At 63.6% G+C, this 13,017-nt stretch carries 9 protein-coding genes and 1 pseudogene; 3 read left to right on the top strand and 7 right to left on the bottom strand.

Annotated features, from left to right (window positions below; all coding sequences use genetic code 11):
* Window positions 1-277: 277 nt before the first annotated feature.
* The 4 genes from L6D77_RS19835 to trxA form a co-directional block, all read right to left on the bottom strand.
* On the bottom strand, window positions 278-1,246 hold the full coding sequence (locus tag L6D77_RS19835) for a CDP-6-deoxy-delta-3,4-glucoseen reductase (protein ID WP_125462166.1): 969 nt from the start codon (window positions 1,244-1,246) through the stop codon (window positions 278-280).
* Window positions 1,246-2,712, bottom strand: coding sequence for a 4-hydroxy-3-polyprenylbenzoate decarboxylase (gene ubiD, locus L6D77_RS19830; RefSeq protein ID WP_232883202.1), 1,467 nt, complete (start codon window positions 2,710-2,712; stop codon window positions 1,246-1,248). Before ubiD ends, L6D77_RS19835 begins: the two co-directional genes overlap by 1 nt.
* A gap of 204 nt (window positions 2,713-2,916) precedes the next feature.
* Window positions 2,917-4,176, bottom strand: coding sequence for a transcription termination factor Rho (gene rho / locus L6D77_RS19825; RefSeq protein WP_011536308.1), 1,260 nt, complete (start codon window positions 4,174-4,176; stop codon window positions 2,917-2,919).
* A 338-nt stretch (window positions 4,177-4,514) separates the two neighbouring features.
* Window positions 4,515-4,844: a thioredoxin TrxA gene (gene trxA / locus L6D77_RS19820; RefSeq protein ID WP_054894093.1), complete on the bottom strand. Its 330-nt coding sequence runs from the start codon at window positions 4,842-4,844 to the stop codon at window positions 4,515-4,517.
* Between the two features lie 243 nt (window positions 4,845-5,087).
* Here trxA and ppx point away from each other — a divergent pair, with 243 nt between their 5' ends.
* Window positions 5,088-6,590, top strand: a complete 1,503-nt coding sequence (gene ppx, locus L6D77_RS19815) for an exopolyphosphatase (RefSeq protein ID WP_232883201.1) — start codon at window positions 5,088-5,090, stop codon at window positions 6,588-6,590.
* Between the two features lie 240 nt (window positions 6,591-6,830).
* Here the strand turns inward: ppx and ppk1 are convergent, their stop codons facing one another.
* Together ppk1 and hemB are read right to left on the bottom strand one after the other, a co-directional pair.
* Window positions 6,831-9,074 (bottom strand): polyphosphate kinase 1, encoded by a 2,244-nt coding sequence (ppk1, locus tag L6D77_RS19810; RefSeq protein WP_232883200.1) that lies wholly within the window; start codon window positions 9,072-9,074, stop codon window positions 6,831-6,833.
* A gap of 20 nt (window positions 9,075-9,094) precedes the next feature.
* Window positions 9,095-10,105: a porphobilinogen synthase gene (hemB, locus tag L6D77_RS19805; RefSeq protein ID WP_232883199.1), complete on the bottom strand. Its 1,011-nt coding sequence runs from the start codon at window positions 10,103-10,105 to the stop codon at window positions 9,095-9,097.
* Window positions 10,106-10,313: 208 nt separating this feature from the next.
* Between hemB and L6D77_RS19800 the strand changes: the two genes are divergently transcribed.
* The gene (locus L6D77_RS19800; RefSeq protein ID WP_232883198.1) at window positions 10,314-10,958 is read left to right on the top strand and encodes a DedA family protein; all 645 of its coding nucleotides are present in this window, start codon (window positions 10,314-10,316) and stop codon (window positions 10,956-10,958) included.
* 501 nt (window positions 10,959-11,459) lie between these two features.
* On the opposite strand, the pseudogene L6D77_RS27315 reads toward L6D77_RS19800, so the two are convergent.
* Window positions 11,460-12,059, bottom strand: a pseudogene (locus L6D77_RS27315) (sterol desaturase family protein); the annotation flags it as partial.
* 140 nt (window positions 12,060-12,199) lie between these two features.
* On the opposite strand from L6D77_RS27315, the gene elbB reads away from it, so the two are divergent.
* Window positions 12,200-12,868, top strand: a complete 669-nt coding sequence (gene elbB, locus L6D77_RS19790; protein WP_232883197.1) for an isoprenoid biosynthesis glyoxalase ElbB — start codon at window positions 12,200-12,202, stop codon at window positions 12,866-12,868.
* Window positions 12,869-13,017 lie beyond the last annotated feature (149 nt).

The following is a 13,017-nucleotide window of genomic DNA, read 5'->3' as shown; positions in this document are numbered from 1 at the left end:
CCATGATTCCCTGTGAACTACCGAAAAGCGGTGTGCGCTGCCTGTACCAGTGCCTTCGCAGGAGCTGTGCGACTGGGCCTGCCGCCAACCTAAGGCAAAATGCACCTGGCACTCAAGCCTGCACAGGAAGTTTCATTCAATATTCCGCCGAACGGAAACAAGTATTACGAGTATAGCGAAAGTTATTTTCGGCAACGGCAAGAGTTACCGCTATATATCCGAAATTAAATAGGTTGGTTATTAAACATGGCACGCCCTTGCGGCGTGCCTTGGTGCTTCAACCACGGGGCGCGTAGGCGAAGACGTCGGCGCGCATGCGGTGAGGGTCCATGCCGGCTTCCACCAGGGCATCGAGGGTGGCGTAGACCATGTTCGGTGAGCCACTGGCGTAGACGTGCACCTGATTGAGGTCGCCGATGTCTTCGCAGACCGCTTCGTGCAACAGGCCGCAACGCCCTTCCCAACCGCACAGGTCACTGACTACCTTGTGCAGGAACAGGTTGGGCAGCCGCTCCCACTCGGCCCAGTGTTCGATCTGGTAGAAGTCCTCGGGCCGGCGCACGCCCCAGTACAGGTGTACCGGGTGCTTGAAGCCCTGGGCGCGGCAGTGCTCGACCAGGCTGTGCATCTGGCCCATGCCGGTACCGGCGGCAATCAGCACCAACGGGCCATCGGGCAGTTCGGCCAGGTGCGCATCACCGAAGGGCAGCTCGATGCGCGCCAGGCCATTGCGGCGCAACTGCTCGATCAACTGCACGGCGCTGCTTTCGCGGGCCAGCACATGCAGCTCCAGCTCACGCCCGCCATGGGGCGCAGAGGCCAGCGAGAAAGCGGCCTTGTCCGCCCCTTCACGCTCGATCATCAGGTATTGCCCGGCGTGGTAGCGCGGCGGCTTGCCCGCCGGCGCGCGCAGGCGCACGCGCCAGACATCGCCGCCGACGTCGACGCACTCGCTGACGGTGCAAGCCAGTTTGCGCACCGGCAGCTCGCCCAGGGCCAGCACACCGTCCCACAGCAAGACACAGTCCTCCAGCGGCTCGGCGATGCAGGTGAACAGCTCACCGTGATCGCGAATGACGCCTTCCTGGCGGATACGCCCTTCCACCAACAGCGCGGCGCAGACATGGCAGTTGCCGTTACGGCAGCTGTTCGGGCAGTCGTAGCCCAGGCGCCGCGCCGCATCCAGAATCCTTTCGCCCGGTTCCACCGCCAGCACCGCGCCGGACGGCTGCAAGGTTACCTGCATCAATCTATTCCCAACTGATCCCACAGCTCATCGATACGGCGGGTGACGGCCTCGTCCTTGACGATGACCCGGCCCCATTCGCGTGTAGTCTCGCCCGGCCATTTGTGCGTGGCATCCAGGCCCATCTTCGACCCCAGCCCCGACACCGGCGACGCGAAGTCGAGGTAGTCGATGGGGGTGTTGTCAATCATCACCGTATCACGCTTGGGGTCCATGCGCGTGGTGATGGCCCAGATCACATCGTTCCAGTCGCGGGCGTTGATATCGTCGTCGGTGACAATAACGAACTTGGTGTACATGAACTGTCGCAGGAACGACCAGACACCCAGCATCACGCGCTTGGCGTGGCCGGGGTACTGCTTTTTCATGGTCACCACCGCCATGCGGTACGAGCAACCTTCCGGCGGCAGGTAGAAGTCGGTGATCTCGGGGAACTGCTTCTGCAGGATCGGCACGAACACTTCGTTCAGCGCCACGCCGAGGATCGCCGGTTCATCCGGTGGCCGGCCGGTGTAGGTGCTGTGGTAGATCGGTTTTTGCCGATGGGTGATGCGCTCGACGGTGAACACCGGGAAGCTGTCCACCTCGTTGTAGTAACCGGTGTGGTCGCCGTACGGGCCTTCCGGGGCCATTTCACCCGGGTGGATCACACCTTCGAGGATGATCTCGGCGGTGGCCGGCACCTGCAGGTCGCTGCCACGGCATTTCACCAACTCGGTGCGGTTGCCACGCAGCAGGCCGGCGAAGGCGTATTCGGACAGGGTGTCCGGGACCGGGGTCACGGCCCCGAGGATGGTCGCAGGGTCCGCCCCCAGGGCCACGGCCACCGGGAAGGGTTGGCCGGGGTGCTTCTCGCACCACTCGCGGTAGTCCAGGGCACCGCCGCGGTGGCTCAGCCAGCGCATGATGACCTTGTTGCGGCCGATCACCTGCTGGCGATAGATACCGAGGTTCTGCCGGTCCTTGTTGGGGCCGCGGGTGACGGTCAGGCCCCAGGTGATCAGTGGCGCCACGTCGCCAGGCCAGCAGTGCTGGATCGGCAGCTGCCCGAGGTCGACGTCATCGCCCTCGACCACCACCTCCTGGCACACAGCATCCTTGACCACCTTTGGCGCCATCGACACGACCTTCTTGAAGATCGGCAGTTTCGACCAGGCGTCCTTCAGGCCCTTCGGCGGCTCGGGCTCCTTGAGGAACGCCAGCAGCTTGCCGATCTCGCGCAGTTCGCTGACCGACTCGGCGCCCATGCCCATGGCCACGCGCTCGGGGGTGCCGAACAGGTTGCCCAGTACCGGGATATCGAAGCCGGTGGGCTTTTCGAACAGCAATGCCGGGCCCTTGGCGCGCAGGGTGCGGTCGCAGACTTCGGTCATTTCCAGGACAGGGGAGATGGGAACCTGGATGCGCTTGAGTTCACCGCGCTGTTCCAGGCCACGGATGAAGTCGCGCAAATCGCGATACTGCATGCAAGGGCCTCGTGTGGGGGGCGTGTCGGTCGGAGGGCAGAGTGTAGCGCCGTTGGCGGGGTAAAGGCCAAAAATGACTTGGGGCCGCTTTGCGACCCATCGCGGCACAAGGCCGCTCCTACAGGGGAATGCATAATCCTGTAGGAGCGGCCTTGTGCCGCGATGGGCTGCGAAGCAGCCCCAATCAATGCCGGCCTGAAACGCTTACTTACGCTTCATCGACAGGAAGAACTCGTCGTTGGTCTTGGTCTGCTTGAGCTTGTCGACCAGGAACTCGATGGCGGCGATTTCGTCCATCGGGTGCAGCAGCTTGCGCAGGATCCACATGCGCTGCAGTTCGTCGTCGGCGGTCAGCAACTCTTCGCGGCGGGTACCGGACTTGTTGATGTTGATGGCCGGGAACACACGCTTCTCGGCGATGCGGCGGTCCAGTGGCAGCTCCATGTTGCCGGTGCCCTTGAACTCTTCGTAGATCACTTCGTCCATCTTCGAGCCGGTCTCGACCAGCGCGGTGGCGATGATGGTCAGCGAGCCGCCTTCTTCGATGTTGCGCGCGGCACCGAAGAAGCGCTTCGGCTTCTCGAGGGCGTGAGCATCGACACCACCGGTCAGCACCTTGCCGGAGCTCGGGATCACGGTGTTGTAGGCACGGGCCAGACGGGTGATGGAGTCGAGCAGGATGACCACATCCTTCTTGTGCTCGACCAGGCGCTTGGCCTTCTCGATGACCATTTCGGCAACCTGCACGTGGCGGGTTGGTGGCTCGTCGAAGGTGGAGGCGACCACTTCGCCGCGCACGGTGCGCTGCATCTCGGTCACTTCTTCCGGGCGCTCGTCGATCAGCAGGACGATCAGGTGGCACTCGGGGTTGTTGCGGGTAATGTTGGCCGCGATGTTCTGCAGCATGATCGTCTTACCGGCTTTTGGCGGCGCGACGATCAGGCCACGCTGGCCTTTGCCGATTGGCGCGCACAGGTCGATGACGCGACCGGTGAGGTCTTCGGTGGAACCGTTACCGGCTTCCATCTTCAGGCGCTTGTTGGGGAACAGCGGCGTCAGGTTTTCGAACAGGATCTTGTTCTTCGCGTTTTCCGGGCGATCGAAGTTGATCGTGTCGACCTTCAGCAGGGCGAAGTAACGCTCCCCTTCCTTCGGTGGTCGGATCTTGCCGACGATGGTGTCGCCGGTGCGCAGGTTGAAGCGACGGATCTGGCTGGGCGAAACGTAGATATCGTCGGGGCCGGCCAGGTAAGAGGCATCAGCGGAACGCAGGAAACCGAAACCATCCTGGAGAATCTCCAGCACGCCGTCACCCGAGATCTCTTCGCCGCTTTTCGCGTGCTTCTTCAACAGGGCGAAAATCACGTCCTGTTTGCGCGAACGGGCCATGTTTTCGATGCCCATCTGTTCGGCCATTTCCAAAAGATCGGTAATCGGCTTTTGCTTGAGTTCAGTCAGGTTCATAAGGGGAGTGACGTAATCATGTAAGAAGGGAGAGTTAAGCTTTGGCTTAATGAGGCCGCGCCGCTAGATGGCGACAGGATCGCGTACTGATTCGAATTGGGATGCTTCGGCGACGGCGTGCAGAGGGCACTGAAAGAAGCAGTGCGAGGCCGAATGTAACACTTGCTTTTTTCGACGTCTAGTGGTCTTGCCTGTGGAAATCGAACCTTGTTGGAGCGGGTTTACCCGCGAAGACGGCCCCGGACTCACCTGCGCATTCGCGGGTAAACCCGCTCCCACAGGACTCGCGCCGCCCTCACGAGCAAAAAAAAGCCCCGCATTTGCGGGGCTTTTTCACATCACAGGTGGGCGTCGAGGAACGCGGCCAGCTGCGATTTGGACAGGGCGCCGACCTTGGTGGCTTCGACGTTGCCGTTCTTGAACAGCATCAGCGTCGGGATACCGCGCACGCCGTGCTTGGCCGGGGTTTCCTGGTTGTCGTCGATGTTCAGCTTGGCGACGGTCAGCTTGCCTTCGTAGGTGGAGGCGATGTCGTCCAGCACGGGCGCGATCATCTTGCATGGGCCGCACCATTCAGCCCAGTAGTCCACCAGCACCGGGCCTTGAGCCTGCAGTACTTCGGCGTCGAAGGTGGCATCGGTGACGTGTTTGATCAGATCGCTGCTCATGGATATCTCCAGGTCGTAAGCAAAAAAACGTGGCCCATGATAGCGGCACCGGCTGGCTACAGGAAGCCACGGACGATTGACTGTATCTATAGTTGTGCAAGACCCCACGAATCGAAACTGTCATATCGCCGTCATAACATCGCTATCACATTGCCATGCATCAAAGCCTTGCAGTGCTGCGCGTTGGCGGATGGCCACGATCGTGGCACGATTGCCAGGTTAACGACCGAGAACCCCCAGACCATGCCGCATACCACCGCGAAGAACCTGTCTCTGATCGCCGCCATCGACCTGGGCTCCAACAGCTTCCATATGGTCGTGGCCAAGGCCCATCACACGGAAATCCGCATTCTTGAGCGGCTCGGGGAAAAGGTTCAGCTCGCTGCCGGCATCGACGAGGAGCGCAAGCTCAGCGAAGAAGCCATGCAACGGGGCCTGGAGTGTCTCAAACGCTTCGCCCAGCTGATCAACGGCATGCCGGCCGGCGCGGTGCGCATCGTCGGCACCAACGCCTTGCGCGAAGCGCGTAACCGCAATGAATTCATCCTGCGCGCCGAAGCCATTCTCGGCCACCCGGTCGAGGTCATCTCCGGCCGTGAAGAAGCGCGACTGATCTACCTGGGGGTTTCCCACACCCTCGCCGACACCCCCGGCAAGCGCCTGGTCGCCGACATCGGCGGCGGCAGCACCGAGTTCATCATCGGCCAGCGCTTCGAGCCACTGCTGCGCGAAAGCCTGCAGATGGGCTGCGTGAGCTTCACCCAGCGCTACTTCCGCGATGGCAAGGTCACCCCGGCGCGCTATGCCCAGGCCTACACCGCCGCGCGCCTGGAGCTGATGAGCATCGAGAACGCCCTGCACCGCCTGACCTGGGACGAAGCCATCGGCTCGTCCGGCACCATCCGTGCCATCGGCGCGGCGATCAAGGCCGGCGGCCTGGGCAACGGCGAGGTCAACGCCGAGGGCCTGGCCTGGGTCAAGCGCAAACTGTTCAAGCTGGGCGAAACCGACAAGATCGACTTCGAAGGGGTCAAGCCCGACCGCCGGGCGATCTTCCCGGCTGGCCTGGCGATCCTCGAAGCGATCTTCGACGCCCTGGAGCTGGCGCGCATGGACCACTGCGACGGCGCCCTGCGTGAAGGCGTGCTGTTCGACCTGCTGGGCCGCCACCACCATGAAGACGTGCGCGAACGCACCCTGAACTCGCTGATGGAGCGCTACCACGTCGACCAGGGCCAGGCCGCGCGCGTCGAGCGCAAGGCGCTGCACGCCTTCGACCAGGTGGCTGCGGCATGGGACCTTGAAGAGGGTAATTGGCGCGATCTGCTGGGCTGGGCGGCGAAAGTGCACGAAGTGGGGCTGGACATCGCCCACTACCACTACCACAAGCACGGCGCCTACCTGATCGAGCATTCCGACCTGGCGGGCTTCTCCCGCGAGGACCAGCAGATGATGGCCCTGCTGGTGCGTGGCCACCGCCGCAACATCCCCAAGGACAAGTTCGCCGAATTCGGCGACGAAGGCGTCAAGCTGATTCGCCTGTGCGTGCTGCTGCGCTTCGCCATCCTGTTCCACCACATCCGCGGCACCCAGCAGATGCCCAAGGTGGAGCTGCAGGCCGGGGAGAACAGCCTTGAGGTGGTGTTCCCTAACGATTGGCTGGAGCAGAACCAACTGACCCAGGCCGACTTCGCCAACGAGGCGGAGTGGCTGGCTCGGGTTGGGTTCGTTCTTAGCGTACGTTGAAAGCCTGGTGTAGCAGGGACCTGTGGGAGCAACTGTCTTGTGTTGCTTGCATTGGCCTCATCGCTGGCAAGTCGCAGCGGCGAACCGAAGCGCCCACAGGAACAGCACAGGCCTCGAAGATGGCGCGATCCATGTGGGAGCGGCTTTAGGCGCGAACACCGGCGTAGCCGGTGCCATCCATCGCGTCGCCTGCTTCGCGGCTGAAGCCGCTCCCACAGGGGAAGCGGCTCGCCATCACACCTAGCGTACGTTCAACACCGGGTTGCTCAACCGCTCCAGCAACGTCGCCTGGGCACTGCGCGGGTTCTGGTTGCCGGTCGGCGAACTGCGCACGTAGCGCCCGTCCGGCTGCAGGGTCCAGGCCTGGGTGTTGTCGGTCAGGTAGCCTTCCAGCTCCTTCTTCACCCGCAGCAGCAATTTCTTGCCTTCCACCGGGAAGCAGGTCTCCACACGCTTGTCGAGGTTGCGCTCCATCCAGTCGGCACTGGACAGGTAGATCTGCTCCTCGCCGCCATTGAGGAAGTAGAACACCCGGGTGTGCTCGAGGAAGCGGCCGATGATCGAGCGCACGTGGATGTTGTGCGACACCCCCGGGATGCCCGGGCGCAGGCAGCACATGCCACGCACCACCAGGTCGATGCGCACGCCCGACTGGCTGGCCTTGTACAGCGCCTTGATGATCTTGGCGTCGGTCAGCGAGTTGAACTTGGCGATGATGTGCGCAGGCTTGCCGTCCAGGGCGAACTGGGTCTCCCGGGCAATCATGTCGAGCATGCCCTTCTTCAGGGTGAACGGCGCGTGCAACAGCTTCTTCATGCGCAGGGTCTTGCCCATGCCGATCAGCTGGCTGAACAGTTTGCCGACGTCCTCGGTGAGGGCGTCGTCGGAGGTCAGCAGGCTGTAGTCGGTGTACAGGCGGGCGTTGCCGGCGTGGTAGTTGCCGGTGCCCAGGTGCGCATAACGCACGATCTCACCCTGCTCGCGGCGCAGGATCAGCATCATCTTGGCGTGGGTCTTGAAGCCCACCACCCCGTAGATCACCACCGCGCCGGCGGCCTGCAGGCGGCTGGCCATCTGCAGGTTGGACTCTTCGTCGAAGCGTGCGCGCAATTCGATCACCGCCGTGACTTCCTTGCCGTTACGCGCCGCGTCCACCAGGGCGTCGACAATCTCCGAGTTGGCGCCCGAACGGTACAGGGTCTGGCGCACGGCAAGCACGTGCGGGTCCTTGGCGGCCTGGCGCAACAGGTCGATCACCGGGGTGAACGACTCGAACGGGTGCATCAGCAGGATGTCCTGCTTGCCGATCACGCTGAAGATGTTGTCGGCATTCACCAGCAGCTTGGGGATCGCCGGGGTGAACGGCGTGTACTGCAGCTCCGGGTGGCTGTCGAGGCCGGTGATGCTGAACAGGCGGGTCAGGTTGACCGGGCCGTTGACCTGGTACAGCTCGCTCTCGCTCAGGCTGAACTGCTTGAGCAGGTAGTCGGACAGGTGTTTCGGGCAGGTGTCGGCCACCTCCAGGCGTACCGCATCGCCATAACGGCGCGAGAACAGCTCGCCGCGCAGGGCACGGGCCAGGTCGTCGACCTCTTCGGAGTCCAGCGCAAGGTCGGCGTTACGGGTCAGGCGGAACTGGTAGCAGCCCTTGACCTTCATGCCCTGGAACAGGTCATCGGCGTGGGCGTGGATCATCGACGACAGGAACACATAGTTGTCGCCAGCACCCCCGACCTCTTCCGGCACGCGGATCACCCGCGGCAGCAGGCGCGGCGCCGGGATGATCGCAAGGCCCGAGTCGCGGCCGAAGGCATCGACCCCTTCGAGCTCGACGATGAAGTTCAGGCTCTTGTTCACCAGCAGCGGGAACGGGTGGGTCGGGTCGAGGCCGATCGGGGTGATGATCGGGGCGATCTCGTCGCGGAAGTAGCGGCGCACCCAGGCCTTGAGCTTGGGCGTCCAGTAGCGGCGGCGGATGAAGCGGATCTGGTGTTTTTCCAGCTCTGGCAGCAGCACGTCGTTGAGGATCGCGTACTGGCGCTCCACTTCGAAATGCACCAGCTCGCTGATCCGTGCCAGCGCCTGGTGCGGCTGCAGGCCGTCGGCGCCCGCCTGCTCACGGGCGAAGTTGATCTGCTTCTTCAGGCCCGCCACGCGGATCTCGAAGAACTCGTCCAGGTTGCTGGAGAAGATCAGCAGGAACTTCAGCCGCTCGAGCAGCGGGTACGACTCATCCAGCGCCTGCTCCAGCACGCGGATATTGAACTGCAGCTGGGAAAGCTCGCGATGAATGTACAGGCTGCTGTCGTCCAGGCTCGGCACGGCGATCGCCGGGGCCGGCGCCGGCGCGGGGGCCACGGCCTCGACCACGGGCGCAGGCTCGGCCTCTGCTGCCGCTGGCAGGTCGGGCGGGGTCTGCACCATCTCTTCGGGCACGGCCTGGGCATCCTTGATCGCGACAGGTGTGAGCACTTCGTTATTCATCTGAGATTCCTGTGAGGGCGTTACTGCCCTCTCAACATTTGAGCGGCGCGCACGGCGAAATAAGTCAGGATGCCATCGGCACCTGCCCGTTTGAATGCGGTAAGGGACTCAAGGATCACGGCTTCGCTGAGCCAGCCGTTCTGGATCGCAGCCATGTGCATGGCGTACTCGCCGCTGACCTGGTAGGCGAAGGTCGGCACCTTGAACTCGGTTTTGACCCGCGTGACGATGTCCAGGTACGGCATGCCCGGCTTGACCATGACCATGTCGGCGCCTTCGGCCAGGTCAAGGGCCACTTCGTGCAGGGCTTCGTTGCTGTTGGCCGGGTCCATCTGGTAGGACGCCTTGTTGGCCTTGCCCAGGTTCAGCGCCGAACCGACCGCATCGCGGAACGGGCCGTAGTAGGCACTGGCGTACTTGGCCGAGTAAGCCATGATGCGCACGTTGACGTGGCCGGCCACTTCCAGGGCCTCGCGGATCGCACCGAGGCGCCCGTCCATCATGTCGGACGGGGCGACCACCTGGGCGCCGGCCTCGGCGTGGGACAGGGCCTGGCGCACCAGGGCGTCGACGGTGATGTCGTTCTGAACGTAACCCTCTTCATCGAGGATGCCGTCCTGGCCGTGGGTGGTGAACGGGTCCAGCGCCACGTCGGTGATCACCCCCAGTTCCGGGAAGCGCGCACGCAGGGCGCGGGTGGCACGCTGGGCGATGCCGTCCGGGTTCCAGGCTTCGGCGCCATCGAGGGATTTCTTCTCGGTCGGCGTTACCGGAAACAGCGCCAGCGCCGGAATGCCCAGCTCTACCCAGCCCTGTGCGGCTTCGAGCAGCAGGTCGATGGACAGGCGTTCGACGCCCGGCATCGACGGCACCTCTTCGCGACGGTTGTCGCCGTCCAGCACGAATACCGGCAGGATCAGGTCATCGACGGTCAGGGTGTTTTCGCGAACCAGGCGACGGGAAAAGTCGTCCCGGCGGTTGCGACGCAGGCGGGTGGCAGGAAACAGACGGTTGGCGAGGGTAAAGCTCACGGCAGACTCCTGAGCCCGCGCAGGCGGGCGAGCGCGACAGTTATAAGCGGCCATTATGACGCCTGTGTTACACCCTAGGGCAACCCTGCGACTCGTGGCCGCAGACATTGTCCTTGTAGGAAATGTTCACGTCGAGACACATTTGGACACTTTCCCGAACGAGCACGAAGGGGTAGGCTGCGCGTTCATTTCGCCAGCACGTCAGAAAATGCTTCAACAATTCCTGAACGATTTCGGCTATTTCGCCCTGTTTCTCGGCACGTTCTTCGAAGGCGAGACTATCCTCGTGCTCGCAGGTTTTCTGGCGTTCCGCGAATACATGGACATCAAGCTCGTGGTGCTGGTGGCGTTCTGCGGCAGCTATGCGGGCGACCAACTGTGGTACTTCATGGGCCGCCGCCACGGGCGCAAGATCCTCGCCCGCAAACCGCGCTGGCAGGCCATGGGTGACCGGGCGCTGGAACACATCCGCCGCCACCCCGACCTCTGGGTCCTGAGTTTCCGCTTCGTCTACGGCCTGCGCACGGTGATGCCGGTGGCCATCGGCCTGTCCGGCTACCCGCCACGCCGCTACCTGCTGCTCAACGGTATCGGCGCCGCCGTCTGGGCCCTGGCCCTCGGGCTGGCCGCCTACCACTTCGGCGCCATCCTCGAAGGCATGCTGGGCAGCATCAAGAAGTACGAGCTATGGGTGCTCGGCGCCCTGCTGGGCCTGGGCTTGGTGCTCTGGCTGCGCCGCCGCTTCCGTACCCAGCGCGCCGAGCGCCGCGCGGCGGCAGAAGGCCAGGAAGCACCCGCTGAGCAGGCTGTAAGCCAGGAGCAGTCCCCAGGCCAGGGGCGTGACCAGCACTAACCCCGAAGCGCCGGCCAGGTACAGTGCCGGCGCATTCGCAAGCAACCGCAACAGTTCCATGCGCCCCGCCCAGGGCCGGTCTTCCAGCGCCGCGCCCAACACGAACAAGCCGAACGCCATCACCGCCCAGCCCAGCACCAGGGCAGCGAAGGGCACACGCTCGGCCACGTCCATCAAGTAGCTGCCCAGCGCCACGTAAACCGCGAACTGCACAACCACATACAACTGCTGCAGGCCGCGCAGCGGGATGGCGAACTTGCGAAAGCGCGCCAGGTCCTGCCTGGGGTGCGGATCCGCCGCCGCCACATCCGCCGGGCGCCAACCGGTGGGCATGAACCAGATACGCAGCTTGTCCCACACACGATCGGTGCGCCGGGCATCCGCCCAGAGCTGCGCATAGAACTGCAGGTTGGCCCACAACGGGTTCCAGCTGGCCAGCGGCGTGGTCACGCCGAAAATCACCGGCTCATCGTCGTCCTCCTCCTGGAACGTGCCGAACAGCCGGTCCCAGAAGATGAACACACCGCCGTAGTTGCAATCCAAGTAGCGAGGATTCTGCGCATGGTGGACACGATGGTTGGACGGCGTGATCAGCACCCATTCGAGCCAGCCCAGCTTGGGCACATGGCGGGTGTGCACCCAGAACTGATACAGCAGGTTCAGCGACGCCACGGTGATGAACACCACCGGCGGCACGCCGAGCAGCGCCAGCGGCAAGTAGAAGATCCACGAGAAGATGAAGCCGCTGCTGGTCTGGCGCAACGCCGTGGTGAGGTTGTATTCCTCGCTCTGGTGATGCACCGAATGCGCGGCCCACAGCACGTTGCGCTCGTGGCCCATGCGGTGCAGCCAGTAGTAGCAGAAGTCGTAGAGCACAAAGGCCCCCACCCACACCCACCAGGCCTCGGCCGGCAGGCGCAGCAGCGCCAGGTGCTCCCAGGCCAGGGCATAGGTGAGCAGCCCGACGCCCTTGGTCAGCAGGCCGGTACTGGTCGACAGCACGCCGGTGCTGAGGCTGTTGATCGAGTCGGCCAGCTGGTAATTGCGCTGGCCGCGCACGCGGTCGGCGACCAGCTCCACGGCGATCAGCACAAAGAACATCGGCACAGCCAGCAGAATCAGGTCCATCGGCGGCAGTCTCCAGGGTTGTCGCAAGAGATTAGGCCGCGCCTGCCTGAACCCCTATGGCCACATCTGCCAAACTAGAGGACATTTAGCGCCTCGACACTGGAGTAATGAGCATGACGAAGAAAGTTGCGGTGATCCTTTCCGGCTGTGGCGTGTATGACGGCGCCGAAATCCACGAGAGCGTGATCACCTTGCTGCGCCTCGACCAGCGCGGCGCCCAGGTGCAGTGCTTCGCACCGAACATTGCGCAGATGCATGTGATCGATCACCTGACCGGGGAACAGATGCCCGAGTCGCGCAACGTGCTGGTCGAGTCGGCACGCATCGCCCGGGGCGAAGTGAAGGACATTCGCGAAGCCAAGGTCGAGGACTTCGATGCGCTGATCGTGCCCGGCGGTTTCGGCGCGGCGAAGAACCTCTCCAACTTCGCTGTCGAAGGTGCCAACTGCACCGTGAACCCCGACGTACTGGCGCTGGCCGAAGCCTTCGCCGACGCCTGCAAGCCGGTCGGCCTGATCTGCATCTCGCCGGCCCTGGCCGCCAAGATCTATGGCCCAGGCGTGGTCTGCACCATCGGTAACGACAAGGGCACCAGCGCCGCCGTGGTGAAGATGGGCGGCACCCACGAAGAGTGCGATGTGCATGACATCGTCGAAGACACCCAGCGCAAGCTGGTGACCACCCCGGCCTACATGCTGGCCAAGTCGATCAGCGAAGCGGCTGGCGGCATCTACAAGCTGGTGGACCGGGTGCTGGAGCTGACCCACGAGGGTGACAAGTAAACCCTGCAGTACACAGAAGGGGCCGCTCTGCGGCCCTTCGCGGGCAAGCCCGCTCCCACAGGTACGGCGCATATGTCGCGAAATGCGCGATCCTGTGGGAGCGGGTTTACCCGCGAAGGGCTGCGAAGCAGCCCCAAATGTGGCTTAGC

The organism is Pseudomonas parasichuanensis (genome assembly GCF_021601385.1).
GTDB classification, from domain to species: Bacteria; Pseudomonadota; Gammaproteobacteria; order Pseudomonadales; family Pseudomonadaceae; genus Aquipseudomonas; species Aquipseudomonas parasichuanensis.
This window is presented reverse-complemented; position numbering and strand designations above follow the sequence as displayed.

What these genes read in the sequence shown, in the direction of transcription:
- ubiD (WP_232883202.1), bottom strand. Translation starts at nt 2,712, where the DNA reads ATGCAGTATCGCGATTTGCGCGACTTCATCCGTGGCCTGGAACAGCGC.
- rho (WP_011536308.1), bottom strand. Translation starts at nt 4,176, where the DNA reads ATGAACCTGACTGAACTCAAGCAAAAGCCGATTACCGATCTTTTGGAA.
- elbB (WP_232883197.1), top strand. Translation starts at nt 12,200, where the DNA reads ATGACGAAGAAAGTTGCGGTGATCCTTTCCGGCTGTGGCGTGTATGAC.
- L6D77_RS19835 (WP_125462166.1), bottom strand. Translation starts at nt 1,246, where the DNA reads ATGCAGGTAACCTTGCAGCCGTCCGGCGCGGTGCTGGCGGTGGAACCG.
- L6D77_RS19800 (WP_232883198.1), top strand. Translation starts at nt 10,314, where the DNA reads ATGCTTCAACAATTCCTGAACGATTTCGGCTATTTCGCCCTGTTTCTC.
- ppk1 (WP_232883200.1), bottom strand. Translation starts at nt 9,074, where the DNA reads ATGAATAACGAAGTGCTCACACCTGTCGCGATCAAGGATGCCCAGGCC.
- trxA (WP_054894093.1), bottom strand. Translation starts at nt 4,844, where the DNA reads ATGAGCAGCGATCTGATCAAACACGTCACCGATGCCACCTTCGACGCC.
- ppx (WP_232883201.1), top strand. Translation starts at nt 5,088, where the DNA reads ATGCCGCATACCACCGCGAAGAACCTGTCTCTGATCGCCGCCATCGAC.